The following is a 23,546-nucleotide window of genomic DNA, read 5'->3' as shown; positions in this document are numbered from 1 at the left end:
GAAACGAGGGCCGAAGCATAACAAATTATTGACGGGCGGAGTACAGCGGCAACCACAGCGTTAAGCGTAAGCCGCCTAACGGACTATCATCGGCTTTAACCCAGCCGCGATGCTGCTGCACTGCGGTTTCGACAATCGCTAAACCCAGACCGGTGCCACCCGACTCGCGATCGCGTGCTTCATCGGTACGGTAAAACGGACGGAAAATCTGCTCGCGATCCTCTGGACTCACGCCTGGACCATCATCATCGACATGGATGGTAATGCCTTCAATATCTACCGAGAAGCTGACGCTGATATGCGAGTTTGAATAGCGCAATGCGTTACGTACGATATTCTCCAGCGCGCTTTCCAGGGCGTGAGGATTACCATATAACGGCCAGGGACCCGGCGGATAGGGTACATCCATAACCTTGCCCATCTGCTCGGCTTCAAATTTGGCATCTTCCAGCACGCCGTTCCACAGCTGATTGGCCTTCATCGCTTCGCTGACCAGGGCGTTATTATGCTGAGTGCGTGACAGCACCAGCAAATCGTTGATCATGCCATCAAGACGCTGCGCTTCGGTTTCGATGCGCTGTAACTCTTTACCTTCACCGTTGCGCCGACGCAGCAATGCCGTTGCCAGCTGTAAACGGGTCAGCGGGGTGCGCAATTCATGGCTGATATCGGACAGCAGGCGCTGCTGTGCCGTCATCATACGTTCGAGCGCACTCACCATCTGGTTGAAACTCGAGCCGGCTGCAAGGAACTCCTGCGGGCCTGATTCCAGTTCCGGATGTTGACGTAAATTGCCACTCGCTACTTCATCTGCGGCGTACTTAAGCTTACGAGCGGGACGCGCCAGGCTCCATGCCAACCACAGCAGCAGCGGTGAGCTAATCAACATGGTGACGATCAGCAGTAGAAGCGGGCGGTCGAACATCAGATTGATGAAATCGAGCTGCGAGCTGGTAGCAGGGCGAATCATATAAAGCTGGTAGTTATCTTCACCATCGCGCACGGCGAACGGCCCGACCATTTCAACGCGGCCATACTTCTTCTTTTGCGGATGGTCGGCATTGTCGGATTGACCGATAAAGTTGCGGATGATCTGCATTTCGTTATGCTGCGCGCCAATCACACGGCCTTCGCTGGTGACCAGCAGTAAGCGCTGGCCTGGGGGCGCCCATTTGTCGATAGAACGGAACAAACGGCGCCACCACATCAGATCGTTTGGCGGGTCCTGAGATAATTCAGCCTCGACGTGCTGTTCAATCATCGTGCCCTGTCGTTGTTCACTTTCCAGCAACGACGTCATTTGGCGCGAATCGAGTTTGGGCACCATTAAAACCAGCATCAACACCAGCGCCAGCGTGAGCCAGAAGATAGCGAAGATGCGGGTAGTTAAACTTCCGATCATGATGCCGAAACCATCAGATAGCCGCGTCCACGTAGCGTTTTAAACCACGGGTGGCCATCGCGACGTTCCGGTAATTTACGGCGCAGGTTAGAAATGTGCATATCGATAGCCCGGTCAAACGGTGTCAGACGTTTACCCAACACTTCCTGACTCAAATGCTCACGTGAAACCACCTGGCCCAGATGCTGCGCCAGCAAATAGAGCAGGGTGAATTCGGTGCCGGTAAGATCCAGGGTTTCGTTATCAAAGCTCGCTTCCTGGCGACCAGGGTTCAGGCGCAGGCAATCCACTTCCAGCGTTGGTGAGCTGTTATCGTGCTGTTGTTGCTGCTCGCTCCAGTTTGAACGGCGCAAAATGGCACGGATACGCGCCACCAGTTCGCGATCGTTAAAGGGTTTAGGCAGATAATCGTCTGCACCTAACTCAAGGCCCAAAACACGGTCCAGTTCACTGCCACGCGCGGTCAGCATGATGACCGGCGTTTGGTGCTGTTGGCGTAGTTCTTTCAATGTGTCGATACCGTTCTTTTTCGGCATCATCACATCCAGCAAAAGCAAGTCCACGGTGTTGTCTAACAGGTTTAGTGCCTGCTCACCATCACTTGCCACAATGACTTCAAAACCTTCCATCTCAAGCAGTTCTTTAAGCAGCGAAGTTAATTCGCGGTCGTCATCAACCAACAGGATTTTATTCATTTTTTATTGCCCTCCGCAGGCAAAATACCGTGTTCCTTGACTTGCAATCCAACGCTTTACGTAGTTTTACACCCCCTGACGGATGTTTGCAGCCGTCGCCGTACACTGGCTCTCGTTGAATCGCAAAACGGAACGAACTGGGAGTTAACGATGCGCTACTTAACCGCCGTCGTCATTGCCTCAGCGATGGTTCTCAGTCACGCCAGCGCAGAAGCAGCAGACACGACGACGATTGACGAGATGCATCCGAACGGCGTATTAGCGACAGGCAGTATGACGCAAAATCCGCAAAGCTACATGTTCGATGGCATTGAGCTGACTGAACAACAGCGGCAACAGATGCGAGATCTAATGCAGCAAGCGCGCCACGAACGCCCAACACTCAGCGTTCAAGATATCGAAACTATGCATGACCTTGTCATTGCTGACAAATTTAACGAACCGGCTATCCGAGAGCAGGCTGAAAAACAGGCCCGCGCAGCAATCGAACAGCAAGTTGAGATGGCCCGGGTTCGCAATCAGATGTATCACCTGCTAACGCCTGCACAGCAAGCGAAATTGCAGAAGAATTATGAGCGACGACTTGCAGAAATGCGTCGGCTCTCAGGATTGCAGCCATCATCACCGCTGCAAGCAGTGAGTAGTACCAGCAGTAACCAGTAACATAGTATCCCTGTTTTCCTTGCCATAGACACCATCCCTGTCTTCCCCCGCATGATGCGGGGGTTTTTTTTATCAATAACTTACCAACAAAACCACGCTAAAACAGTCAGTTAGTTTGAGTTATCAACCAACAGGAACCAGTTAAAAGCAACTGGAAAAGGGTCGCATTGTGGTCACTGGTGGACACAAGGTGGACACGCTTTCGGGAATGACACTCGCATCTCAACTTATGGCCGGCTCAGCGGCTTCCTGACGGCTTTTCCCTATCTCAATCGCCTCCAGTCCCCCGCGTAGCGGATTAAGCGTCACAGCGTGCTGGAGGAAGTCTGGCGCAAAGTGGGCGTAAATCATCGTCTGCTCAATTTTCGCATGTCCGAGGATGTCACGCAGGGTAATGATGTTTCCACCGTTCATCATAAAATGACTCGCGAACGTGTGTCTGAGAACGTGAGTTGCCTGACCACGTGGTAACTCCGGTACGGCGGTTCTCAGCTTTTCCCTGAAACTCTCGTAATCCACTTTGAACAGCTTGCCGCTTTTACTCGAGCCGATAAGTTTTTCCAGCTCGTCAGAAATCGGGATCACCCTGTTTTTGCCGTTCTTCGTGGCGAAAAAGTGGATGCGTCCCATACGCACGCGCATTGCATCCAGTTCTGCCGCTTCACTCCATCGTGCACCTGTGCTCAGGCAGACCAATGCGACCTTTCTTTCATCCCCTTCAAGAACGGCCAGCAGTGCAGTGATCTGATCCGGCATCAGGAAAATGACTTCAGGGTCTGCCTGTTTTAACGGGGGCAGCTTCTGAACCGGATTAGGCTGGCGATATTCACCGAGCTTAATAAGAGTCGTAAACATGCCCGAAAGGCGATAAACATCACGGTTAATCGTGGCTGGCGAAATCCCATCTGCGAGCCTGGATGTTCTCAGCTGAAGCAGATTCTTTTTGCTGAGCGCGTTAGCCGGCATATCACCAATGTGCCCAATGGTTTTGAGCAGGTGCATTCGCTCAATTTTTCCATTCTTCAGCGTGATCCCGTGTACTTCCCACCAGTTAGCCAGTAGCTCAGAGATGCGCCGGCGGTCTGAGGGTTGCTTAGACCATTCATCCGGCTCGCTGGCCTTGCTCATTACCCAAAGTTCATACGCCTTCGCGTCTGATTTCCTGCTGAATTTCTTCCGATATCGCTTTCCTGCTTTACCGGTAGGGCGGATGTCCACCATCCATTGACCATCATCAGTTGGTTTAATGCTCATGGCTGAGCCCTCCTGATTGATGGTGTTGCTTCGTCGTTTGCCGGGCCGTTGTGGCTCAGCAGCCAGGCGGAATGTACAGCTAACCATCCATGCCTGTTAATTGGCGTTACTCTGTTTTTTCTGGCCCACTGTGTGTGAGAGCCGGCGATATCTGGCCGGCTGCTTCAGTGGTTTTGCCGATCATCATCCATAATGTGTACTTCTCGAATCTTGCTGTGCGAACAATCCTCTCAATCGTTTTAAGGTCGACGCCATCACCGCCTGATTCAGTGTTTCTCAGACTACTTAAAGCGATGTTGCACTCTTTAGCCATCGCGGTTTGTGTGATCCCTTCGGCCATCCTGATGGCGCGTATTTTATTTCCATAGTCCTGAGTCATTTGAACTCCCAAAAGTACCGGATTTATTAACGAGGCTACTGATTAGCAGCATCGGCGTTATCGCCCTCGTCGTTTAAATCTTCAGCACCTTTTGGGGCGACTTGTCCTGCACGTATCGCGGTTTCACCCGTCATCAGCCATAAAACGTATTTTTGAAACCGAGGGTGTGCGCACATCTTTTCAATGATGCTTAAGCCTACCTCTCTCCCAGTTTCGTAGTTTTTAATGGTGCTGAGTCCAATCCCTGTTAAATCACGAAGTTGCATCTGGGTTAGCCCCTCCGCAATACGGATTAATCTTAATTTCTTTCCATACGCTGTTGACATCGTTCCAGATCTCAGACTAGATTAGCGCCATGGTTCCACATCTCAGACCATGACAGTTTCAATAAACCCAACAGCAACTAGAAGCCGTAGGAAGCAGTTAGAAGCAGTTGGAACCTAAAACAGGAGATTATCACATGAGCACAATGAGTGATGGTTTAGAGGTTAAAAGCCTCGCTGACGCAGTTACGTACCAGAAATTTGGCGAGATGATCGGGAAGCCGGTCAGCGCAATTAAGGCGATGGCTGAGAACAATAAGCTGCCGCTGATTGAATGGCGTAACCCGGAAAACCCTACCGGCCGAGCTGGTGAAAAAATGGTGTATCTGCCTGAATTTAATCGTGCTATGCGCGATGCATATTACTCCCGACCGGTAGAACAACGCGATGCCTGGTTGCTATGGCTGGGCCTGTAAATGTCAGCGGCGCATCAGGTAGTTGAAGTAAACAAGCACGTCAGCCTGTATCGCGGTTTCACAATTCAGCGTTTGCCGCGCAGCGCGGTTGAGAAGAATCACCGTTATCAGGTGACAAAAGACGGGATGTATTACGGGCAAGAGTTCGCCCAAGCCGAAGCGATACGCACCATTGATGGTCTTCATCGTGATCATGAAATCTGGTGTGAGCGTCTTGGTGTCTCGTTGGTGAAAGGCGAGGTGACAAATTGTTCCAAGCAAATGAATGGGAATTAGCTGTTTACCTCACCATTTTGGGGTGGGGTTTAGTTGAGTCGATAGAGCTGATTATTCAGGATATTTGCCGGCGAAATCGTGCAAAGCGTTACAGGGCTATTAAGAGAGGATGCAAATCAAATGCGTCATGAGTACCAGGTATTAACTAACAACCTTCTGAACTCTTATCACAACAAAGTGATGGTGCTGAAAGCTGCAACGGCACTGGCACCGCTGGTGCGTGAAAATTCTCTGGCTGATTACGCTTTTCGCCTGAGCATTGGGCTGGAAGGTCTGGTGACTGTAGCGAATGCCTCGGGTGATGCTGAGTCAGCTGATGAGTTAGAAGAAGTAGTTGCTCTATGTAGTCGTGGCGATTATCCGTTGCCATCAGTTTCTTAAGAACCCGGCATATGGCCGGGTTCCAGGTTGCATCAGTTTCAAATGCTAAGGCTTATTCAGGGAGCCAAAGTCACCATGAACTACAGAATTGTCGCTACCAAACTTCCATTTAAGCAGAGCGCCAATTGTGAGGTACATGTCCAGTAATTCCTCTTGTGAGGCTGGGTCTGAAATCGTGCTTTCTTCATTGATAAGAGTCGTAATAAGTTCGGTGAAGTGGTCTGAAACAGTTGTATACGTTGGCATTTTATATCTCCCGGTGAATTAGGCCTTATGGGCCAGTAGTAGTTCTTGTAAGTAGACCGTAGTTCAGGATGGTGATTGTTACCAAGAACAATAGTTTTTTTAAGATTATTGATGGTACGTGATTTTACGAACTTATCCGAGGCATCGTTTGCAAGCGGTGCGCCTGATAAGTCTTAGTGAGGTGAGTATGGCTGTTATCGAAAATGGAGAAGGGGCGGTAAACCCTTATGCCGCGATAGCTGCCCCATACCTTCGCAAATTTCATAAAACGAGAGTTGAGAAATGCGCGGGAACGCCTCTAGAGCGAGCTTTTAATAAGTTATCAGCACCAGAAAAAAAGGCCGTGTTTGTGCTTGGAAATGCCAAAGCTGAAATATGGCCGGGAAAAATGGCGAAGCTGGGACATAACCAGATTGCATTTGAATACAGCCAGTTTTCAGAGCAGGAAAAGTTAACGCTTATTTCCGGCATGAAATCCCTGAAGGAATTGTCCGACAAGATTCCATATAGCCGGCCCGGTGAAGAAGGAGCCGCAAGGCTTACGGAGCATGACGGCAGCGAAGGAGAAGAGCCCGAAGAGGTGCCGAATTCCTGTGTTACCAACGTTACTGAACCACCGGATATACATCTGAACGTTCTCGGCTTCTGAATTAAATAAACACTCATTTTTTAATTAGGCGAATCACTCGCCGGGCTTCGTGCAACCTGAAAAAAGGTGACTACATGCAATCAATACCTCGGTCGAAAGTGACGAACTGTGAAAACGTCATGATCTCCATGCTTTCCCAAGCCAATCAGGAGGGCCAGCAGGATAAGGCCTACTCCGTTTCAATCCGCCTCAATGCACTGGCGATCATCATCGTTAAAAACCAGCTTAGCCCCGCTGCAACTTATGAGCTTCTGATGAAAGAAGCCGCGAAGTATGAAGCTCAGGCCGTAGGGGGTTTGTGATGCCGGACATTATCGATATCGCCCAAGAGCACGCTGCAGAAATGCTGGCGCTTCAGATTGCTGCAGCAAGGCCAAAATCAGCCGCTGTTAGTAGCACTTTCTGTGAGTCATGTGATGCGCCTATCCCGGAAGCACGCCGCCGTGCGGTTATTGGCGTTTCAACCTGCGCTACCTGCCAGGAAGTAATTGAACACCGCGCCAAGGTCACCGGTATGCGTCAGGGTGACCGCTTATGAATAAAACCATTCTGAAATGGCCAGGCAGTAAAGCCAAAGTGATGGGTGAGCTGAATAAGCACCTGCCAGCTGGTAACCGTCTGGTTGAGCCGTTCGCGGGATCGTGCGCCGTGATGATGAATACGGATTATCCGGCTTACCTCGTTGCTGATATCAATCCTGAACTCATCAATCTGTATCGCCAGATTCAGGAGTTTGAAAAGCCGTTCACCGCATTGGCCGCCAGCGTATTTGCTCAGAACGCCGATGAAGAGAGTTATTACAGTATCCGCAAGTCATTTAACGATGACGCCGGCATGACTCTGATTTATCGCGCTGCATACTTCCTGTATCTGACTCGCCACGCTTACCGCGGGCTTTGCCGTTTTAACCAGAGCGGTGGTTTTAACGCACCGTATGAGAAGACGGCTAAGCCTTATTTCCCTACTGAAGAAATACAGGCGTTTGCAATTAAGGCAAAGCGCGCAACGTTCATTTGCGCCGATTTCACCGAAACGCTGGCGCAGGTTGAAGCCGGTGATGTTGTTTATTGCGATCCCCCTTATGACGGTACGTTCACCCAATATCACACCAATGCATTCGCCGAAATTCACCAGCGCCAACTGGCGCAGCAGCTCAACGAACTGGCAGCCGCAGGCGTCCCGGTGGTGGCTTCAAACAGTGAAACCTCGCTAATTAAAAATCTTTATGGCGAGTTTGACCGTCACATCATCAGCGCCCCACGCAGTATTGGTGTCGCAGCTGGAAAGAGTAAAAAGGCCAGTGAAATTATTGCCGTGAGTCGCCCCGCGAATAAAGGGGAGGTGGCTGCGTGATGGCAATGAATGGCATTGCTGCTGAGCAGGGTGCGCTGGCAGCAATTGAAGAAGTTAATGCCTCATTTTTAGCAATGGCAACTTTGATAGGAATTCAGGGAACACCGGAAGAGGCGAAATCCTTTTTGGATTTTTGCCTCACTATCACAGGTCCGTTGAAGCTCAAGCACGCAACCGCACTGGAAAAGCTAAAGAAGGAGATTAATAAATCATGAGTTATTCAATGAGCAGAGACACAAAGGCGCTGGCTAGAGCAGTGATTTTACATGCTGAAAAGACAACGCCTTTGGAGGCTATCGAGCAGCTGAAGATGCTTTGTTTATGTAGTCCTGACTCAGAAAAACAGAGTCATAGCCCTTCAGACCTTTGCCATATTCTGACGTATCTACAAGACCCTGAGAGCCAAGAAACTGGCAAGCAGCAACATATTCGCCAAGACCATGGCAAGTGATAGCGCGATACATAACGTTTCTGTTGCATATCAGAATCTTGTAAGGAACTGATATCGGGGTGTCAGGTTGAGCATTTAACCATTTGGTTATGGCTTCATCATACGGCGGCAAATCTCCGTCATCCTTCTTACCGAGGTATTTATGTTCCATTTGATAGCTCTTGCTGTGGTTGAAGTTGAAAACAATAACATTGGAAATTTGTTTATAAATGTCTGAGCGGCTAATGGGAAGGGTTTCCCCATCACCTCCTCCAAAATTCCCCGGCAAAGCGCCTGAGCCAGCAGGGGCTTATGCATGGAATGCTGCCCGAAATTCCTCTGATTTCGATGTTGATCGCGCTCCAGGTGTAATCCGCTATCGCCATGAGGGTGAATCACGTTCTGTTGATGTGTTCGACCTGTTTGGTCAGCGTAGCGTGCGTGATCCTGAAGAGCGATTACTGCGCCGGCGTCTGGAATCACTGCCGCAATATATTCGCCGTTACTACGCGCAGCGTCTTACAGAAATTCAGGATAAACAGGGTAAGAAAAAAGCGGCTAAGTGGCTTAAGGGCTCTTTCGGCCGCTTTGTTCTTCCTCGCGTTGATGCAGTGAATGAGCAGTATCAGCCGGATAGCAATATGCCGGCGGTGCTCATGGGGTTTCGTGATGATTTCCACCGCATACCATGGGCTGGTAAGCGTGAGCTGAAAAAACTCTCTTACCGCCTGGCTGATGCTCTGACTAATGAGCTGATGCGTGAAACCAATTATCAGATTGAACAAACCGGTGATGCTGAATTCTCCATCCTCTCTGGTTATGGCCGTGCAGGCTGGCTGATAACTCATCTCAATATGACAGCGCCGGGCTGGCAACGTTATTGCTCAGAAGAGCTGACGGCTGAAGAGGCGCTGTGCTCTGCTGCGCGTATTGAATCGCCAGCGTGGTGGTTGCGCCGCCTGCGCAAAATGCATGACCAGTGGCGCGAACATCTGATGATCGCTTCGGGTTATGTGCATAAAAAGGCGAGCCCGTATTGCAGTGAGCCCGCGCTGAATGAATGGGTGGCACAGAAACGCGCAAACCGTGAATTTATCAAAGGCATGGAGCTTGAGGATAAAGAGACCGGAGAGCGCACGTCACTCGCAGATAAAGTTGATGGCAGCGTTGCCAATCCTGCTGTTCGTCGCGCCGAGTTAATGAACCGGATGCGCGGTTTTGAGGATATGGCTAAGGCTGATGGTCTGGCGGGCGATTTTTATACCCTGACTGCACCTTCTAAATACCACTCCATGCAGATGACGGGTAAGCGTAACAACAAATACCAGTCATCAAGCCCGCGTGACACCCAGCGTTATCTCTGCAATGTATGGTCAAAGGTTCGCGCAGCGTGGGCGCGCAATGGTATTCGTGCTTTTGGCTTCCGCGTCACTGAGCCTCACCACGATGGCACGCCACACTGGCACTTGCTTTTATTCTTCCAGCCTGACCGTATCGAAGAAGCGCGTGCAATTTTCCGTGCTTACGCGTTGGCTGAAGACGGGCACGAAAAAGGCGCTGATGAGGCGCGTTTCAGGGTTGTCCCGATGGATGAACAATTCGGATCAGCAACGGGCTATATCGCTAAATACATCTCCAAGAATATTGACGGCCATGGGATGGACGGCGAGACAGATGATGAGACTGGCGAAGATATCCGGGACATGGCGAAGCGCGTTTGTGCATGGGCTTCACGCTGGCGTATACGTCAGTTCCAGCAAATCGGCGGCGCGCCTGTCACGGTTTATCGTGAGTTAGGCCGCTTGCGTGATCGTGAGCTGGTACTACACCCGGAAATTAAACCTGCTCAGGAAGCTGCGGGCGCTTATGACTGGCCTGCTTACACGATGGCGCAGGGTGGCCCTCTCGTATCGCGTGAGGCTCTTCGCGTGCGCCTGAATTATGAAACTACCGAAAATGGCAATGACTATGGCGATCAGGTCAGTCGCGTTTCCGGGGTATATTCGCCTTTTGCCCCTCTTCACATCATTTACACCCGCACCACTGAATACAAAATCGTGCCGAAATTAAAAGCCGGCACGGATGAGGCTTTTGAAGTTTCAGGCGGCATCGCCGCCCCTCGGAGTTCTGTCAATAACTGTACGCCGGAGCCGTTACAGGAAAAGAAATCGCCTATCTCGAGGGCGATTATTCATAGTCCGGATGGTAAAAATGAGTTGGTTAATGCGCCTGTTAGCGAAGTAGTGGCAATCAATTTTGAAAAATTGAGCCAGAAAGAACGGCGAGAGATTAATCGCCGGCTACTTTCAGAGATGCGTGAAGAGAAGGATGCCAACAGGGAACGTCGTGCTGCACTAATACGCCAGGAAGAAGTTGATCCAAAGGTTCAGCAGCTGGGTGATTTTGCCAATTCAGTTGGATTAGAGTTGAGTAAGAGTCAGGTGAAGCTTTTGCTGTCTGGCGAAGAAATGCGAATAGATGGCAAAATTGTCACTGCGACTCATGGTTGTGAATTGAGACAGCGCGCCGATGATAGCGCCGGCATTAAAGTTGCTGGTTTATGGGAGCATATGAAGTCCCAGCATAATATCGACAGTGCCAGTATCAGGCATGACCCTGTCGGAAATTATGCGAAGATGCTTAAGCAGATTGATCCGACAGCTTGGGAAAAATTGTTCGGTAGGAGTGTTCAGGGGTGAGATATGTTCGATAAAGAGCAGAGAGAACAGGAATCAGATTACTTCATTAGCAAAAAAATTAAACGTTGTAGCCAATGTGGTAATGAATTGGACTACATGGAGAAATTTCACTTTACAGACCGGGTCTGCTGCAAGTGCAAAGGAGTCCATTCATTAATCTCAACTGAACGTGAATCGGCTGAGAATTACAATGGTGATGCTGAATCAGTTGTCGACAAAAAGATGTCTAATCGTTACTCGGAATGGCAGCGCTTAACAACTTTGGCAGAGAGAAAATGGCACAGTGGAAAACAATCTACTGGTGCAGCAGAGTCCTAGACTATGCCCCTAAAAGAGAGTAATGAGAGCGTGTCATCTGAACGAATTTTTGAAATGATTAGGCCATATGATGATGGCGAGCCTATAACTATCTGCCAATGGGAATTAGTATCGATTTTTTGGGAAGTTTTGCAGCAAAGAAAAATCATACCATGACATTCTTAATGCTGCTAGGCAGGTACCGATCTGCGATTAAAACGGCGTGGTTAATCATCATCAATGGTATTGGCTCAGGTTTGAACTGTAATATCCATGGAGGATAATCGAACCTGTTCTGATTGAAGCCTAAAGGCTAGGGGTAAATATAAGTTGCTAATGGTGTTAAATGTAAGAATATATATTAACAGGCGTTAAAGGCGAATATTGATAGTTGGATAACTCACACAAGGAGTTGATATGATTTTTAAAAACCAGACTAAAAATCAACATTTTCTCTCTCGTATTGAGCAGCGATTAAATGCAATTAATGTTAATTCCGAAAAAGGGAGTATGAAAATCTTCTCTTTTTTATTGTTAGAGAGAGATGAATGCAAAGTTGAGTTGGAATCCAAAACTGGTAGTAGAATATCAACTAATCTTTCCTATGTTGACCTCTATAGTTTTGAGTTTTTAGATAATGGAGTAAGGCATAACTTTGAGGAGGCATTTGGAAAGTATGAAGAGAAAATCCAGTCGGCTACACTGAATTTCATTAATAAAATAGAAAGTAAAAGCGATGATGTTTTAGAAGAATTAATCGATGTCTTAGCTATGAAATTTCTTAACTTTATACGAAACCCTTTTAACATCAAAAAAGTTTTGAATACGTTTGGTGATTTAGCAAACTATTTTCCATTGAACAGTCAATTACGCACCGAATACGATAAAATAGAGAAAAGAAATGATAAAGGCGTGGATCGAATGTGCCAACTTTTTGACGTGGAAAAAGACGAATATTTCAAATGGATGAGGATTATTTTTTTGATATTAATGGATTCAGAAAATAAAGGGATGAACATGCTAGATGACATAATTTACCAGTTTATCACTGATAAAAAACAGGCAATAGCTGTTTGGGTTTATAAATTTACTGATGAAAACGAAGATAAAAAAGTATGTCTATCCGATAGATCTTTCGTAGACTTAGAAGGTCCTGAAAGTGGTAATTTAGTAATGGCTTTTAATCTCACGGCTAATTGCTTTATAAAGCTTGCCATGATGGATGTGAGAACTATTTTGGAAAAAAGTCCAGAGCGACCAGATACGCTTGATAACTTAATGGCAATTTTAGATGTCCTACCTAAAAATATTGAAATAAGATTACTTTTAAATGGTGATCATGCAATTGAGGCGCTAGCTCATTACAACAGAACAGCAATTCTTCAATGTCATGAAAGGGTTTATTGTTCATCATCTAATATCTATGGGTTATAGAATTCTTTATCTCAAAGTGGGTCTAAGATTTCAGTATATTTACTGTTGATTTTTCCACGCGAGTCTATATTAATTAAGTAAACTGTATGAAATTATGCGTGGTGTTGTAATTTCCTTTAATAAAACCGCTCCACGCAGCGCCGATTAGCGAGCTTTGCGAGTCTGTCGGGCGAGTAAGCGGAAGGGAACGGCAGATGAATACAGAAGCGGGTGGTGCTGAGGTTTCAGGATTATTCCTAAATGGCTTCGCTTGCTGGTTAGCAAGGTTGAACGTTTTTTGATTCGCCGTTATACCGTAGTTGAGTCCAACCGCCCACTGGCGAAATTCCTATGAAAATCTACGATACGAATTATGACCCTGACACGTTCGGGCGTATAAGCATGGGTCTGATAACAGAAATGTTCCTAACCTATGAAGGGTATGTAAAACCAGAAATCGGTGATCATCTTCGCATTAGTTGTATGTTCAAAGGTGTCGTGCGTGATGTTTATACTGTAGTTATTTCAGAGATTTGTGAGTGCGTTGATGAAGAAAATACTGTTTTAGTTAGATACGAGAAAAATAAGAAAATCGGCTTTACATCAAATAAACATTTGAATAGAAATAATGTTTTAGAGTTGAATTTAAATGAACAAAATAGTTTATCAAGAAAGGTGCATTGATAGTGACATTAAAAACCCCGCATAAGCGGGGTTTTTTTATTGCAGGGACAAATTTTGTAGTTGTTGATAGTAATCATCCATGGGCGTTTCGTTATAACCACTATTGGTGAATTGTCTATATTGTTTTCTTATGTTTTCATCTGAGAGGCTTTTTAATGGCAGATAATGATATTCAATGGCATTTAGTAACATGTTGTGAACGACAGGCTTTTGCTCTGAATGGGGGCTTAGCCTAGTTTTTGCGTAAAACTCATCAATTGATATTTTTTTCTGAATGAATTCATTCAATACAATTGGACTCCATACTTTGAGGAAAAGCACTATCGCCAATGATGCAAGATATCCATCGGTTGTACCATTTATTATTCTTGGGGTGCTCGTTATCTGCAATAATGCATAGCATCTTTCAGCTTCTCTGAGTGAGCAATCATTTATATCGAGTAGATAACTAAGTGATTTTAGCAACACGCCATTGCGTGAGGTCATGCCACCTTTCTTGTTTATCTGCACCAGATGATCATTGATTGTGGTTTCAGTTAAGCCATTATGTGGTGTGTACTCGTATGCTCTTTTTTTAGGGAGGCTTAACCAATAGTTAATGAACTTGTTCAAGTATGTGCGCGAATCGATTTTTCCATAGCGTTGCTCAATGCTTTTCTCAAACTGATTTCTATTCATTACTAAGAGGAAAACAACTCCGTTAACGGAAAATAAATGCTTTACTTTTTCAAGTAAGTCTAAAGCATAATCTGGTCTTGCCCTATCGAGTTCGTCAATAATGAAAATCGTTTTCTTGTTTGACTCAACATGCATTTCAGATAGTAGTTTCTTAAATGCTTCGATGTCGGATTTTTCTTCATCAGCAGATGTGATTTTTTTCTGAATAAATGATTCAAGTTCATCGGTCATTTTTTCTGCGGTTTCTTTTCCAACTCCTATTGCAGCATCTACAACTTTATCACCATTTATAAAGTTTGCACTTGCTGTAGTTATAACTGCCTTTACACTTCCTATTAAAAGGCTGGAGCCAACCTTGACGGAAGTATCCATAAATCTTTTTAAGAAAGGCTTTAGTTTACCCTCGTCCTTTTTTATCAATGAATAGAATTGAGCTGTTAGAGATATGAATGGATCAGATTGGTAATCATTTTCGAACGCATCAAAGTAGATGACGTTGTATGGGCTAGGCTCTTCTTTCTCAATTTCTGCTTTCATCATTTTTACAAAGCTGGTCTTGCCATTACCCCAGTTATCATCCAGAGATAAAACTAAATTTTCTTCAGGGGCATTATTAACGACTCTCATTACCTGCTCATAAAACGGTTGGCGTCTAAACGTATCATTTTGATTGTTAAAGCCTTGGTCAAAATCGGGTTTTTCGGTCATACAATAAATCCTTTTTTAAAGTGAAAGTTAGCAAAAAATTAACAGAGCGGCTGCGTTTTAATTCTGTTGATTTTCTAATCTGAAATTACTGCAATAAAATGTCAATCTATGCACAACTTTTGTTATCTCAAAAAGTCGAGCAGAAGCCAGAACTGACGCGGGTTCCCGCTTACTGCAAAAGTGCAAAAAAAGGCACTATTTTTGTGCGCGGGCGAGGCGGGGGAGCAGTCGCGCTATCAAGGGGGTAGGTATACCCCTTTTATTCGTTGATATTCGGGCGAAAAACGGCGCGCCCTGACGCGCGCAGGCGTCTGGCGTAGTGAGACGGGGGGAAAGCAAAGAGCCCCGCAGCGTGGCGCTGAGGGTCTCTGGTGAGATGGGGTGTGATCTGCGGTGGCGGGATCGGGCGTCAGTCGCCGGCTTTCTCTTCAGCCAGGGCGTAAGGGTTGAACTGGAACACCTCAACGCCGAGCCAGTCGTTGACTGCTTTTAGTGATTCCATGATCGGGTAGAGTTCGTTAATCGCAAACACCCTGGCAGCCTTCACGATGTCACCGAGCCCGCTGGTATTGTTAGGCATGACGCCCATCAGCTGAGGCGGTACGCGGTGGATGGCCAGCATGTCATCACGCGTGGCGTCCTTGATGCCGGTGAACTCATCTTTAGCCGCAATCTGGCTGAACGGCAGGATTTGTAAGCCGTCCTTCTTGCCACCGGCGGCGTAAACAAACAGGTTCTTAAACGCGCCACCGCCGCGCGCGTCTTTCAGTGAGCGCTTAAGCTTTTCAACGTCTGCGGTATTAGCCACGGGATCGGTGAGGTACACAATCACGCCAGCATGGCTGCCGTTGATGTAGTAATTGCGGCGGAACAGCGTGGCCTCGCCGTTCAGCATGATGGACTGAAGTGCAGACATGTACTCCGGTGCGCCGTAAATCTCCTGGTGGATGCTGGCGTTTCGCAGATGGAATACCTTGCCGGGCTCAAAGGCGTAATCCTCCTGGTAGTAAGTCACAAACCAGTACTGATCGAGATCCACGCCGCGCCGGGTATACTTCGCCAGCGTGTGCTTCAGCTTCAGCGGCTGACCTAGACGGTTATCGCGCCGCTCAAGATAGGCATCGCCGAACACCAGATAATCCATAACGAATGCGCTCGCGTCCTGACGTGAAAGCATCGGATGCGGTTTAAAGCACGACATAATCACATTGCGTTTAAAGACCAGCGGCGATTCATGATGAACCGCGCCGGCCAGCAGGCGGGCAAGTCCGTAAGGGCTGATCGGCGGTTCATACCAGCGACCATTGCTGGCGCACTCCATACAGTCCTGAAGGTCGCGCTTGTCCATGATCGACGTAGGTTCGCCAAAGCTGAAAGATTCAATCCCCTCAATCGGCTCAACCATCTCAGCGGTAGGCTGGCTGTTTGCTGGCGTGGTGGTTGTGCTGAACGTTTTTTTATTCCTGCGGCTCATGGTCAAAATTCCTCAACAAAGCTGTCTGTGCCGCTGCCGGCGTCATTGCCCAGCGGTTCATTCATAAGTGCGTGCATCGTTGCCCAGGCTAAGTCGCCGTGGCTGCTGCCGCGTGTGCGGTCAGATGCGTAAGAGGTCTGGCCGCTCAGCGTGATGAATTTGCGGATGGTCATGAAGCTGCTGACGATATCCATCATGCCGGCGTCATATTCAAAGCGGCCGGCGCGGATAACCATCTGCGCTTTGAGTACCAGCTGGCGTTTAACCGCCGGGGTATACAGGTGCATCTGCGCAGCAGGGAAGAACTTCAGCACAAGCTGATGTACCGCTGCGCCAATGCCGGTGCCGTCGATGTCGATGTGCTGCACGTTGTACATGCGGGTGAGGCGCTCAATAAATGCTGCCTGCTCTTCAAACTCCATGCCGCGCAGCTGGTGACGCTCAATCACACGGAATTTGCCTCCGGGAACCAGTGGTGGCGAGAGTACGACAAGGCCGGCGCTGTCGCCTTTGTCACTATTGCCGTTGGGATCGTACCCAATCCATACCGGGCGGCTGGCGAGGGGGCGCGGGGCGTAGGGGTTCCAGTCAGGCCAGATACCACTGTATCCATCCACGCCGCAGCCAATCAGGGCGTTGTAGTTAAACGCACGTTCGCCGGCGACGACGAATTTACACATGTAGAGGTTGTCGAAATCCTCATCGCTGTTTTCGCTGCGGATCTCTTCCAGGTCGATGAGCGGGAAGCCCTGATCGATAACGTCCTGCACGGTGACAATCTGACGCCAGATATTGTCACCGCACAGCACTCCATTCTTCAGCGCCTTGTGTGACAGGTCTATCTGCGCCTGCTTGCTCTTTGGCTTGCCCTTGTTGTAAAGGTCACCGTTCCAGAATTTATAGGCTTCGTGCTCTTCTCCGGACGGCGTGGAAAAGTAGGTACGGCGCAGGCCAACCTGCGTTGCCATCCCGGCGGCGACTTTACGCAGGTTGAGGAAGTTAGCGACCCAGAACGCCTCATCAAAGTACAGGTCACCGGTGTAAGACTGCGCGGTTGCCGCTGAGGTGCCGAGAAAATACAGCGTTGCCCCGTTCGACAGAATGATCGCATCGCCGCCCTTCAGCTCAACGCCGATGCTGCGTGCCAGGAAAATAATGAATTTCTTGAACTGGAACGCCTGCGCACGCGATGCAGACAGGAATATCTGGTTCGTGCCCGTCTCCAGCGCACGCAGCAGCGCTTCGCGGGCAAAGTACCAGCTTGCGCCTATCTGGCGGCTCTTAAGGATGAAGCGGTTACGCAGATTGCGCTGCTTGTACCAGCGTTTCTGATGCTCAAACAGCGATTCCAGCACCAGAGTGCGCAGCTCTGTGATCTGCTCCGCCGTGAAGTGGTTCTTCGGCGTCTTTTTCTTCTGCTCCTTGTCCTGTTCCTTCCTTTCATCCCGCGCAAGGCGTGCCAGCTGTCGCCCAAGCAGGTCAATCGTCTTGAAGTCGTGGGCGGATAAATCCTCTTTCTCAATCAGCCGCAGATAGCGGACATCGGTACGCTCAAGCGCCCGCTGGATGGGCGTTGATTTGTCCCATTCATCGCGGCGGCGCCAGGAATAAAGCGTGTTCGCCTTCACCCCAAGTCGCTGGGCGATTTGCGGGATGCTGTATGCCTGCCAGTAGAGGGCTTTGGCTTCTGTGCGGGGATCGAGTGCTGTTTTCATGGGTACAGGCTATCGCGCCCGCGCGAGGTCGAATATCGCCGGCGGTTGTCACAGGCGCCTCACAATTCCCTTATGTGGCGCGGCTTTGCCCGGTTTCGGAAGATAGGGGCACAGGGTGAAAGCACCTTAATCAACCGGAGCAAAGAGAATGCCGAAGTCGAAATTATTCCGCGTAGCCGTCGAGGGTGCGACATGCGATGGGCGCCAGCTGGAACGCCAGCACATTCAGCAAATCGCAGATACCTACAACCCGCAGGTTTACGGTGCGCGCATCAATCTTGAGCACCTGAAAAGCCTCAGCCCTGACAGCACATTCCGCATCTACGGTGATGTCGATAGCGTTCAGGCCATCGAAATTAAAGAGGGGCCGCTGGCCGGCAAGCTTGGCCTGTATGCCCTGATCGACGGCACTGATGATCTGGTCACCCTCAATAAGTCCCGCCAGAAGGTTTACAGCAGCATTGAGTTTGATCCGAATTTTGCTGACAGCGGCAAAGCCTACTTGATGGGGCTGGCCTTCACTGACAGCCCGGCAAGCCTGGGCACTGAAATGCTTCAGTTCTCCTCAAAGGCCGCAGTCAGTCCGCTGGCTAACCGCAAAACCAACAAAAACTGCTTCTTCAGCGAAGCGTACGAAACCGCGATTGAGTTCGAAGCTGAAGTTTCGGAGACAGACGGCGGGAAGAAGTTCTTCTCCAGAATTAAAGACCTTATCACCGGTGGCGAGCGCCGTTTCTCCGCAGAAGCTGGCGTGATCCGCGAGGCGGTAGAGATCGTTGCTGAGTCACAGGGGCAGGTGCTTGACCGCGTCGAAGCGCTGAGCCAGCAGCAGGGCGGCATGGCAAAGGCGGCCGACGTTGCAAAGCTGACCAGTGAACTGGCCGAGCTGAAAACGCAGCTGTCGTCTCAGGATGGCAGTTTCAGCCAGCGTCCTCCGTCTTCAGGCGGTAACGGCGTGGATGCATCGCAACTGGCTGACTGCTAATCCGGCAGCCAGGTAAAACCGAAAAAACGATTAAGGAATAGTGAGATGAAATTAGAAACCCGCAAGCTGTGGGATGGCTACAGCCAGCGTCAGGCTGAGCTTAACGGCGTACCGATTCACCATGTAAACACCCACTTTGCGATTGCACCGAGCGTATCGCAGACGCTGGAAAATAAGGTGCAGGAGTCCAGTGAGTTCCTGAAACAGATTGGTATTTACCCTGTGCCTGAGCAGGAAGGCGAAAAGTTGGGGTTAGGCGTGGGTGGCCCGGTATCCAGCACCAATGCCGGCAGCACCGTGCGCCGTGATCCGCGCTCAGTTCAGACGCTGGACAGCGATAAATACCGCTGCGAGCAGACCAACTTTGACACCTACATTTCTTACGCACAGCTGGATATGTGGGCCAAGTTTCCTGACTTCCAGCAGCGCATTACCAATCAGCTGGTTAACCGCCGTGCGCTGGATCGCATCATGGTCGGCTTCAACGGTACGAGACATGCAGATAAATCAGACCTGACGGCTAACCCGCTATTGCAGGATGTGAACATCGGCTGGCTACAGAAATACCGCGCCAACGCGCCGCAGCGCGTGATGTCTGGCGTCACGCTGACCAGTCGCGATGAGTCAAACAAAATCATCGGCAAAGGTGACTATAGCAACCTTGATGCGCTGGTTTATGACGCCACCACGTCACTGCTGGATGAGTGGTACAAAACCGCGCCTGATCTGGTGGTCATTACCGGCCGCAATATCATGACGGCGCGTGAGTACCCGCTGATTAACGGCATCAGCGATAACAACCCGAACAGCGAAGCGCTGGCCGGTCAGCTGATTGTGTCGCGCAAGTCGATTAACAACCTGCCAACCCTGATTGCGCCGTTCTTCCCTGAGCACGCCATGCTCGTGACCTCTCTGCGTAACCTGTCGATTTACTGGCAGGAAGAAAAGCAGCGCCGGATGTTGAAAGAAGAGCCTGAGTTCAACCGTATTTCGACCTATGAGTCATCGAATGATGCCTACGTGATCGAAGACTACGGCTACGGCTGCCTGATCGAAAACATCACCTGGGCAGAAGCTGCCGCAGGTGGCGCGTAAACCACGTTGAGCCGCCGGGCGAACCCCGGCGGACTGGGGGAAACATGCTGACACCTGCACGCCGCCATTTTGAATCGGTAATGGCGCAGAACCGCGGCACTGCCGCAAACACGCTGGCAGACCTTACGGCCTATGAGCAGATGCTTCATCGCCTGCGCATCGATAAAAACCGTTTTCGTGGCATCCAGAACAACAAACTCAAGGCGGAGACCAAGGCCGCAGCGCTGCCGGACTATCAGGGATGGATTGATGGCGTACTGGTATCTGACAGCGGTCAGGCTGATGAGGTGCTGACCACGGTCATGCTCTGGAATGTCGATGCCGGCAACGTGGCGGAGGCGCTGCGCATTGGTGAGTACGTCATCCGCCATCACCTCTCAATGGGCGACAAATTCCAGCGTTCGCCGGCTGTGGTGCTGATGGATGAGATTTGCGATCCGGTGCTGGCCCACTTCAAAGCCAGCCTTTCAGACGTGCCCGTCAGTGTGGATTTGCTGAAGGCGCTGGATGGCCTGACGGCGAATGAAGACGTGCCTGAACCGGTGCGCGCGAAATTGTGGAAGTGCATCGGCTACACCCTGCGCACCAATCCCGAAACGCTGGATGAAGCTCTGGAATACATGCGTAAAGCCATTGCTGAGTACAGCGATATCGGCGTTAAACGTGACATCGAAATTCTTGAACGACTGGTGAAAAAGGTTGCGTCGAACGCACCGGAATCCACTGAAGAGCCTGCCGGTGGCGGTGACAGCGGCGAAGAAATCCCGCGTTCAGCCGTAACGGCCATGACGTTGGTTGAGGGTGAGTCAATACCGCTGGCCGATGGCCCGCTGGTGCTCAGCTCTGAATCTGGTAACGCAGCGGCAGCAGCGACCGTGCTCGATACCGGCGTCAGTGAAATTCCAGTACCGGCAGCTGATGTGGTTGCGGCTGATTCAGCCACTGCGCCAGTGGTTGCAGATGCAGGCGGGGCAGAAGCAGCCGTGTCAGCAGCTGAAACACCGGCGGCGGAGCCGGCAGCCAAAGCACCGGTTAAACGTGGCCGTCCTGCAGGAACCAAAACAGCCGCTGGTAAAACCAAAACCAGCGCAGCTGCGGCAAAGAAAACCACTGGCACGGCGAAGGCCAGAACGGGAGCGGCGGCTAAAACCGCCAAGCCGCAGTAAACGAATGTGCCCCCGCGCACCCGGGCGGCACGGCTGAGGTAAACAGCGATGCTGCGTTAGTTCAGCCGTCCACCGCCCGACTTTTGAGAGAGAAGCGATGAGCCTTGTAGCCCGTAAAGACATCAATCCCGTTGAAGGTGACGCACCGGATATCAATGACGGCGGCGTGACGGTGAAAGCCGGCGCGTTCTGGCCTGAAATCCGCCTGGCTGATCTGCGTAAATCAATGCGCCTCAACGGGACGGTGACAACGGACAGGCTCCAGCACAATACCCGCGAAGCGGTGAGAAGCGTGACGCGCCAGCTGATTGACTGGAAGGCCATGCAGGAGGCAGAGGGATATGCGGCGCTATCAGCTGTGCCGTCGGATGAAATCGACGGTCAGTCTGAGCGGGTTTACTGCTTCCAGCGGGCTGTGTACTGCATGACGAAAGCGCTGCTGACTGAGGGTTATCGCGATTTTGATACGACAGAGCAGGGAGAGAAACACGCGGCGGCGTTGACCTCTCAGATTGACACGCTCTGGCGCGATGCGAATTGGGCAATTCGTGACCTTCAGTTTACGCCGCGCGGTCTGGCGGAGCTGGTCTGATGATAGTGAATGCGCTACAGGGCGACACGCTTGATCAGGTTTGCCAGCGGTATTACGGGCGCACGCGAGACGTGACTGAGGCAGTGCTGGATGCCAATCCGGGGCTGTGCGAGTTCGGGCCGTTTCTCTCTGCGGGGCAGGCAATCTATCTGCCGGATATCGACCCGGCACCACAGGCGGAGATGGTGCAGCTATGGGACTGACCATGGACAGGGTCGTGTCGTTTCTCTCTTATCTTCCCTCGGCGTTTCTGACGTCACTGGGGCTGCTGTCTCTGACGCAGTGGGCAACGTTGATTGGCGTGGTGTTGGGAATCCTGACTTACCTGCTCAACCGCCGGCACAAACAGCGGATTGAAGACGAAGAGAAGAAGCGCACGGCCATTTTCAAAGAGATGGCAGAGCGTGCGACACAGCACGATTTGCCGGATGTGGTCTGTGCGATTGAAGAAATCGCCAGGCTGGATAAGAGGCGTAAAACCGTATGAGCGTGAAACGTAGGGCTGTTGCGTGTGCCGTGTCCGTGATCATCGGGCTGATGGGCGTGAAGTATGCCGGCGAAATCCGCACCAGTCCGCAGGGGCTGGAGTTAATCGGCGGTGCCGAATCCTGCCGCCGTGATCCTTATTTCTGCCCGGCAGGCAAGCTGACCGCCGGCATTGGTTCAACCACGGCAATTGATGCCCATCACTTCTACAGCGATGACGAGATTGCGGCGATGTGGGCGGACGATGTGAAGGCGGCGGAGCGCTGTGTAAATCAGAACTTCAACGGGCGCGAGATGAATCAGAACCAGTTCGACGCCATGACCTCTGCGGCGTTCAACATGGGCTGTCTCAATCTGATCTGGTTTACGGATCGTGCCAGCGGTAAGCGGCTTAAAACAACCATCTGGCGCAACGCGCAGGCCCGTGAGTGGGATGCAATGTGCCTCCGGCTGAATGACTTCGTTAACGCCGGTGGCGTGAAGCTGGCCGGGCTGGTAAAGCGCCGTGATGCTGAATCCCGGCTATGCCTGACGCCGGAGGACTGATGAGCCAGCTGAAGATAAGCCCGCTGGTGATCCTGATGATTCTGACCGTGCTGGCCATAGCGGTTGCTGGCTGGGAATTTCTGGCTAACCGCAGTGCTCAGGCCGAACTCAGCCAGGCGAAAAAAGATATCGACAGCGCCGCCACCGTGATCGGGAACGTGCAGCGCACCATGACCATTTTCAGCCAGATTTCAGCGGAGCGAGCCAGTGAAAAAGAATCTGACAGGCAGCAGGGAGAGAAAGACCGCACGGCACTCCGTGCGTCACTGGCGGGTGACCGCTGCGCTGCTGAGCCTGTACCTGATGATGCTCAGCGTCGGTTGTTCGAAAAAGCAGACCGTATACGTGCCCGCGCAGTGTCCGCGCCTGCCGGCGGAGCTGTATCAGGCAACGCCGGTGCCTGAACCACGCATGGTGGGCAAGCGCCTGTCATGGGGCGAGTCACTCGAATGGAATGATGCGCTGCTGGATGCGCTGGACAGTGCCAACAAAGACAAAGCCGATTTGCAAAAAGCAGACGGCGTAAGGGCGGGGAACTGAC

The 23,546-nt window shown here is 50.5% G+C and carries 32 protein-coding genes; 23 read left to right on the top strand and 9 right to left on the bottom strand.

Annotated features, from left to right (window positions below; genetic code table 11):
* Positions 1 to 25: 25 nt before the first annotated feature.
* Together cpxA and cpxR are read right to left on the bottom strand one after the other, a co-directional pair.
* Positions 26 to 1,402, bottom strand: a complete 1,377-nt coding sequence (cpxA, locus tag ACIP6T_RS22810; RefSeq protein ID WP_097095606.1) for an envelope stress sensor histidine kinase CpxA — start codon at positions 1,400 to 1,402, stop codon at positions 26 to 28.
* On the bottom strand, positions 1,399 to 2,097 hold the full coding sequence (gene cpxR / locus ACIP6T_RS22805) for an envelope stress response regulator transcription factor CpxR (RefSeq protein ID WP_084877909.1): 699 nt from the start codon (positions 2,095 to 2,097) through the stop codon (positions 1,399 to 1,401). The genes cpxA and cpxR overlap by 4 nt, the downstream gene beginning before the upstream one ends.
* A 150-nt stretch (positions 2,098 to 2,247) precedes the next feature.
* Between cpxR and cpxP the strand changes: the two genes are divergently transcribed.
* Positions 2,248 to 2,760, top strand: coding sequence for a cell-envelope stress modulator CpxP (cpxP, locus tag ACIP6T_RS22800; RefSeq protein ID WP_097095607.1), 513 nt, complete (start codon positions 2,248 to 2,250; stop codon positions 2,758 to 2,760).
* A 222-nt stretch (positions 2,761 to 2,982) separates the two neighbouring features.
* Here the strand turns inward: cpxP and ACIP6T_RS22795 are convergent, their stop codons facing one another.
* The 3 genes from ACIP6T_RS22795 to ACIP6T_RS22785 all read right to left on the bottom strand — a co-directional run bounded on the left by ACIP6T_RS22795 (position 2,983) and on the right by ACIP6T_RS22785 (position 4,719).
* Positions 2,983 to 4,014, bottom strand: a complete 1,032-nt coding sequence (locus tag ACIP6T_RS22795; protein WP_400459178.1) for a tyrosine-type recombinase/integrase — start codon at positions 4,012 to 4,014, stop codon at positions 2,983 to 2,985.
* Positions 4,015 to 4,120: 106 nt separating this feature from the next.
* Positions 4,121 to 4,393, bottom strand: a complete 273-nt coding sequence (locus tag ACIP6T_RS22790) for a helix-turn-helix transcriptional regulator (RefSeq protein ID WP_400459175.1) — start codon at positions 4,391 to 4,393, stop codon at positions 4,121 to 4,123.
* 35 nt (positions 4,394 to 4,428) lie between these two features.
* Positions 4,429 to 4,719: a helix-turn-helix transcriptional regulator gene (locus ACIP6T_RS22785; RefSeq protein ID WP_222213507.1), complete on the bottom strand. Its 291-nt coding sequence runs from the start codon at positions 4,717 to 4,719 to the stop codon at positions 4,429 to 4,431.
* 134 nt (positions 4,720 to 4,853) lie between these two features.
* On the opposite strand from ACIP6T_RS22785, the gene ACIP6T_RS22780 reads away from it, so the two are divergent.
* The 3 genes from ACIP6T_RS22780 (at position 4,854) to ACIP6T_RS22770 (ending at position 5,789) form a co-directional block, all read left to right on the top strand.
* On the top strand, positions 4,854 to 5,132 hold the full coding sequence (locus tag ACIP6T_RS22780; protein ID WP_222213505.1) for a Cox family DNA-binding protein: 279 nt from the start codon (positions 4,854 to 4,856) through the stop codon (positions 5,130 to 5,132).
* On the top strand, positions 5,133 to 5,408 hold the full coding sequence (locus ACIP6T_RS22775; RefSeq protein ID WP_400459171.1) for a hypothetical protein: 276 nt from the start codon (positions 5,133 to 5,135) through the stop codon (positions 5,406 to 5,408).
* Between the two features lie 120 nt (positions 5,409 to 5,528).
* On the top strand, positions 5,529 to 5,789 hold the full coding sequence (locus ACIP6T_RS22770) for a hypothetical protein (protein WP_400459168.1): 261 nt from the start codon (positions 5,529 to 5,531) through the stop codon (positions 5,787 to 5,789).
* 45 nt (positions 5,790 to 5,834) lie between these two features.
* Here ACIP6T_RS22770 and ACIP6T_RS22765 read toward each other — a convergent pair whose 3' ends face one another.
* The gene (locus ACIP6T_RS22765) at positions 5,835 to 6,035 is read right to left on the bottom strand and encodes a hypothetical protein (protein ID WP_400459165.1); all 201 of its coding nucleotides are present in this window, start codon (positions 6,033 to 6,035) and stop codon (positions 5,835 to 5,837) included.
* A gap of 187 nt (positions 6,036 to 6,222) precedes the next feature.
* On the opposite strand from ACIP6T_RS22765, the gene ACIP6T_RS22760 reads away from it, so the two are divergent.
* The 10 genes from ACIP6T_RS22760 to ACIP6T_RS22715 all read left to right on the top strand — a co-directional run bounded on the left by ACIP6T_RS22760 (position 6,223) and on the right by ACIP6T_RS22715 (position 13,560).
* A complete protein-coding gene (locus tag ACIP6T_RS22760; protein ID WP_400459162.1) occupies positions 6,223 to 6,684 on the top strand; it encodes a hypothetical protein in 462 nt (153 codons plus the stop codon).
* 74 nt (positions 6,685 to 6,758) lie between these two features.
* Complete coding sequence (locus ACIP6T_RS22755; protein WP_400459159.1) at positions 6,759 to 6,986, top strand: DUF2732 family protein; 228 nt, start codon at positions 6,759 to 6,761, stop codon at positions 6,984 to 6,986.
* Positions 6,986 to 7,222, top strand: coding sequence for a TraR/DksA family transcriptional regulator (locus ACIP6T_RS22750; protein ID WP_400459156.1), 237 nt, complete (start codon positions 6,986 to 6,988; stop codon positions 7,220 to 7,222). The genes ACIP6T_RS22755 and ACIP6T_RS22750 overlap by 1 nt, the downstream gene beginning before the upstream one ends.
* Positions 7,219 to 8,037 (top strand): DNA adenine methylase, encoded by an 819-nt coding sequence (locus tag ACIP6T_RS22745; RefSeq protein ID WP_400459153.1) that lies wholly within the window; start codon positions 7,219 to 7,221, stop codon positions 8,035 to 8,037. Before ACIP6T_RS22750 ends, ACIP6T_RS22745 begins: the two co-directional genes overlap by 4 nt.
* Entirely contained in the window at positions 8,037 to 8,252 is a 216-nt protein-coding gene (locus ACIP6T_RS22740) for a hypothetical protein (protein WP_400459150.1), read from the top strand. Before ACIP6T_RS22745 ends, ACIP6T_RS22740 begins: the two co-directional genes overlap by 1 nt.
* Positions 8,249 to 8,488, top strand: coding sequence for a hypothetical protein (locus tag ACIP6T_RS22735; protein ID WP_400459147.1), 240 nt, complete (start codon positions 8,249 to 8,251; stop codon positions 8,486 to 8,488). The genes ACIP6T_RS22740 and ACIP6T_RS22735 overlap by 4 nt, the downstream gene beginning before the upstream one ends.
* A gap of 209 nt (positions 8,489 to 8,697) precedes the next feature.
* Positions 8,698 to 11,166 (top strand): replication endonuclease, encoded by a 2,469-nt coding sequence (locus tag ACIP6T_RS22730; protein WP_400459145.1) that lies wholly within the window; start codon positions 8,698 to 8,700, stop codon positions 11,164 to 11,166.
* 3 nt (positions 11,167 to 11,169) lie between these two features.
* Positions 11,170 to 11,484 (top strand): hypothetical protein, encoded by a 315-nt coding sequence (locus ACIP6T_RS22725; RefSeq protein WP_400459142.1) that lies wholly within the window; start codon positions 11,170 to 11,172, stop codon positions 11,482 to 11,484.
* 396 nt (positions 11,485 to 11,880) lie between these two features.
* Positions 11,881 to 12,897 (top strand): hypothetical protein, encoded by a 1,017-nt coding sequence (locus ACIP6T_RS22720; RefSeq protein ID WP_400459139.1) that lies wholly within the window; start codon positions 11,881 to 11,883, stop codon positions 12,895 to 12,897.
* Between the two features lie 330 nt (positions 12,898 to 13,227).
* The gene (locus ACIP6T_RS22715; RefSeq protein WP_400459136.1) at positions 13,228 to 13,560 is read left to right on the top strand and encodes a hypothetical protein; all 333 of its coding nucleotides are present in this window, start codon (positions 13,228 to 13,230) and stop codon (positions 13,558 to 13,560) included.
* 36 nt (positions 13,561 to 13,596) lie between these two features.
* Here ACIP6T_RS22715 and ACIP6T_RS22710 read toward each other — a convergent pair whose 3' ends face one another.
* The 3 genes from ACIP6T_RS22710 to ACIP6T_RS22700 form a co-directional block, all read right to left on the bottom strand.
* Positions 13,597 to 14,946, bottom strand: coding sequence for a P-loop NTPase fold protein (locus tag ACIP6T_RS22710; RefSeq protein ID WP_400459133.1), 1,350 nt, complete (start codon positions 14,944 to 14,946; stop codon positions 13,597 to 13,599).
* 409 nt (positions 14,947 to 15,355) lie between these two features.
* The gene (locus ACIP6T_RS22705; protein WP_400459130.1) at positions 15,356 to 16,420 is read right to left on the bottom strand and encodes a phage portal protein; all 1,065 of its coding nucleotides are present in this window, start codon (positions 16,418 to 16,420) and stop codon (positions 15,356 to 15,358) included.
* 2 nt (positions 16,421 to 16,422) lie between these two features.
* The gene (locus ACIP6T_RS22700) at positions 16,423 to 18,135 is read right to left on the bottom strand and encodes a terminase large subunit domain-containing protein (protein WP_097095622.1); all 1,713 of its coding nucleotides are present in this window, start codon (positions 18,133 to 18,135) and stop codon (positions 16,423 to 16,425) included.
* 148 nt (positions 18,136 to 18,283) lie between these two features.
* Here ACIP6T_RS22700 and ACIP6T_RS22695 point away from each other — a divergent pair, with 148 nt between their 5' ends.
* From ACIP6T_RS22695 to ACIP6T_RS22655, 9 genes are all read left to right on the top strand, one after another.
* On the top strand, positions 18,284 to 19,120 hold the full coding sequence (locus ACIP6T_RS22695; RefSeq protein WP_400459127.1) for a GPO family capsid scaffolding protein: 837 nt from the start codon (positions 18,284 to 18,286) through the stop codon (positions 19,118 to 19,120).
* 45 nt (positions 19,121 to 19,165) lie between these two features.
* Positions 19,166 to 20,215, top strand: coding sequence for a phage major capsid protein, P2 family (locus ACIP6T_RS22690; RefSeq protein WP_097095624.1), 1,050 nt, complete (start codon positions 19,166 to 19,168; stop codon positions 20,213 to 20,215).
* Between the two features lie 44 nt (positions 20,216 to 20,259).
* On the top strand, positions 20,260 to 21,381 hold the full coding sequence (gene gpM, locus ACIP6T_RS22685; protein ID WP_400459123.1) for a phage terminase small subunit: 1,122 nt from the start codon (positions 20,260 to 20,262) through the stop codon (positions 21,379 to 21,381).
* Positions 21,382 to 21,478: 97 nt separating this feature from the next.
* Positions 21,479 to 21,973: a head completion/stabilization protein gene (locus tag ACIP6T_RS22680; RefSeq protein ID WP_400459120.1), complete on the top strand. Its 495-nt coding sequence runs from the start codon at positions 21,479 to 21,481 to the stop codon at positions 21,971 to 21,973.
* A complete protein-coding gene (locus ACIP6T_RS22675) occupies positions 21,973 to 22,176 on the top strand; it encodes a tail protein X (RefSeq protein ID WP_400459117.1) in 204 nt (67 codons plus the stop codon). The genes ACIP6T_RS22680 and ACIP6T_RS22675 overlap by 1 nt, the downstream gene beginning before the upstream one ends.
* Complete coding sequence (locus ACIP6T_RS22670; protein WP_400459114.1) at positions 22,167 to 22,460, top strand: HP1 family phage holin; 294 nt, start codon at positions 22,167 to 22,169, stop codon at positions 22,458 to 22,460. The genes ACIP6T_RS22675 and ACIP6T_RS22670 overlap by 10 nt, the downstream gene beginning before the upstream one ends.
* Entirely contained in the window at positions 22,457 to 23,005 is a 549-nt protein-coding gene (locus ACIP6T_RS22665; RefSeq protein ID WP_400459111.1) for a lysozyme, read from the top strand. Before ACIP6T_RS22670 ends, ACIP6T_RS22665 begins: the two co-directional genes overlap by 4 nt.
* The gene (locus ACIP6T_RS22660; RefSeq protein WP_400459109.1) at positions 23,005 to 23,409 is read left to right on the top strand and encodes a hypothetical protein; all 405 of its coding nucleotides are present in this window, start codon (positions 23,005 to 23,007) and stop codon (positions 23,407 to 23,409) included. Before ACIP6T_RS22665 ends, ACIP6T_RS22660 begins: the two co-directional genes overlap by 1 nt.
* Complete coding sequence (locus ACIP6T_RS22655) at positions 23,402 to 23,545, top strand: hypothetical protein (protein ID WP_400459106.1); 144 nt, start codon at positions 23,402 to 23,404, stop codon at positions 23,543 to 23,545. The genes ACIP6T_RS22660 and ACIP6T_RS22655 overlap by 8 nt, the downstream gene beginning before the upstream one ends.
* Position 23,546 lies beyond the last annotated feature (1 nt).

Source organism: Pantoea sp. NPDC088449 (assembly GCF_044753225.1).
Lineage (GTDB): Bacteria > Pseudomonadota > Gammaproteobacteria > Enterobacterales > Enterobacteriaceae > Pantoea > Pantoea floridensis.
This window is presented reverse-complemented; position numbering and strand designations above follow the sequence as displayed.

Excerpts from the sequence above, each read along its gene's own strand:
- ACIP6T_RS22795 (WP_400459178.1), bottom strand. The coding sequence starts at position 4,014 with ATGAGCATTAAACCAACTGATGATGGTCAATGGATGGTGGACATCCGC.
- ACIP6T_RS22700 (WP_097095622.1), bottom strand. The coding sequence starts at position 18,135 with ATGAAAACAGCACTCGATCCCCGCACAGAAGCCAAAGCCCTCTACTGG.
- ACIP6T_RS22735 (WP_400459147.1), top strand. The coding sequence starts at position 8,249 with ATGAGTTATTCAATGAGCAGAGACACAAAGGCGCTGGCTAGAGCAGTG.
- ACIP6T_RS22775 (WP_400459171.1), top strand. The coding sequence starts at position 5,133 with ATGTCAGCGGCGCATCAGGTAGTTGAAGTAAACAAGCACGTCAGCCTG.
- ACIP6T_RS22665 (WP_400459111.1), top strand. The coding sequence starts at position 22,457 with ATGAGCGTGAAACGTAGGGCTGTTGCGTGTGCCGTGTCCGTGATCATC.
- ACIP6T_RS22740 (WP_400459150.1), top strand. The coding sequence starts at position 8,037 with ATGGCAATGAATGGCATTGCTGCTGAGCAGGGTGCGCTGGCAGCAATT.
- ACIP6T_RS22660 (WP_400459109.1), top strand. The coding sequence starts at position 23,005 with ATGAGCCAGCTGAAGATAAGCCCGCTGGTGATCCTGATGATTCTGACC.
- ACIP6T_RS22670 (WP_400459114.1), top strand. The coding sequence starts at position 22,167 with ATGGGACTGACCATGGACAGGGTCGTGTCGTTTCTCTCTTATCTTCCC.
- ACIP6T_RS22730 (WP_400459145.1), top strand. The coding sequence starts at position 8,698 with ATGTCTGAGCGGCTAATGGGAAGGGTTTCCCCATCACCTCCTCCAAAA.
- ACIP6T_RS22710 (WP_400459133.1), bottom strand. The coding sequence starts at position 14,946 with ATGACCGAAAAACCCGATTTTGACCAAGGCTTTAACAATCAAAATGAT.
- ACIP6T_RS22715 (WP_400459136.1), top strand. The coding sequence starts at position 13,228 with ATGAAAATCTACGATACGAATTATGACCCTGACACGTTCGGGCGTATA.
- ACIP6T_RS22695 (WP_400459127.1), top strand. The coding sequence starts at position 18,284 with ATGCCGAAGTCGAAATTATTCCGCGTAGCCGTCGAGGGTGCGACATGC.
- ACIP6T_RS22750 (WP_400459156.1), top strand. The coding sequence starts at position 6,986 with ATGCCGGACATTATCGATATCGCCCAAGAGCACGCTGCAGAAATGCTG.
- gpM (WP_400459123.1), top strand. The coding sequence starts at position 20,260 with ATGCTGACACCTGCACGCCGCCATTTTGAATCGGTAATGGCGCAGAAC.
- cpxP (WP_097095607.1), top strand. The coding sequence starts at position 2,248 with ATGCGCTACTTAACCGCCGTCGTCATTGCCTCAGCGATGGTTCTCAGT.
- ACIP6T_RS22755 (WP_400459159.1), top strand. The coding sequence starts at position 6,759 with ATGCAATCAATACCTCGGTCGAAAGTGACGAACTGTGAAAACGTCATG.
- ACIP6T_RS22675 (WP_400459117.1), top strand. The coding sequence starts at position 21,973 with ATGATAGTGAATGCGCTACAGGGCGACACGCTTGATCAGGTTTGCCAG.
- ACIP6T_RS22725 (WP_400459142.1), top strand. The coding sequence starts at position 11,170 with ATGTTCGATAAAGAGCAGAGAGAACAGGAATCAGATTACTTCATTAGC.
- ACIP6T_RS22720 (WP_400459139.1), top strand. The coding sequence starts at position 11,881 with ATGATTTTTAAAAACCAGACTAAAAATCAACATTTTCTCTCTCGTATT.
- ACIP6T_RS22765 (WP_400459165.1), bottom strand. The coding sequence starts at position 6,035 with ATGCCAACGTATACAACTGTTTCAGACCACTTCACCGAACTTATTACG.
- ACIP6T_RS22790 (WP_400459175.1), bottom strand. The coding sequence starts at position 4,393 with ATGACTCAGGACTATGGAAATAAAATACGCGCCATCAGGATGGCCGAA.
- ACIP6T_RS22780 (WP_222213505.1), top strand. The coding sequence starts at position 4,854 with ATGAGCACAATGAGTGATGGTTTAGAGGTTAAAAGCCTCGCTGACGCA.
- ACIP6T_RS22760 (WP_400459162.1), top strand. The coding sequence starts at position 6,223 with ATGGCTGTTATCGAAAATGGAGAAGGGGCGGTAAACCCTTATGCCGCG.
- ACIP6T_RS22770 (WP_400459168.1), top strand. The coding sequence starts at position 5,529 with ATGCGTCATGAGTACCAGGTATTAACTAACAACCTTCTGAACTCTTAT.
- ACIP6T_RS22705 (WP_400459130.1), bottom strand. The coding sequence starts at position 16,420 with ATGAGCCGCAGGAATAAAAAAACGTTCAGCACAACCACCACGCCAGCA.
- cpxR (WP_084877909.1), bottom strand. The coding sequence starts at position 2,097 with ATGAATAAAATCCTGTTGGTTGATGACGACCGCGAATTAACTTCGCTG.
- cpxA (WP_097095606.1), bottom strand. The coding sequence starts at position 1,402 with ATGATCGGAAGTTTAACTACCCGCATCTTCGCTATCTTCTGGCTCACG.
- ACIP6T_RS22745 (WP_400459153.1), top strand. The coding sequence starts at position 7,219 with ATGAATAAAACCATTCTGAAATGGCCAGGCAGTAAAGCCAAAGTGATG.
- ACIP6T_RS22680 (WP_400459120.1), top strand. The coding sequence starts at position 21,479 with ATGAGCCTTGTAGCCCGTAAAGACATCAATCCCGTTGAAGGTGACGCA.
- ACIP6T_RS22690 (WP_097095624.1), top strand. The coding sequence starts at position 19,166 with ATGAAATTAGAAACCCGCAAGCTGTGGGATGGCTACAGCCAGCGTCAG.
- ACIP6T_RS22785 (WP_222213507.1), bottom strand. The coding sequence starts at position 4,719 with ATGTCAACAGCGTATGGAAAGAAATTAAGATTAATCCGTATTGCGGAG.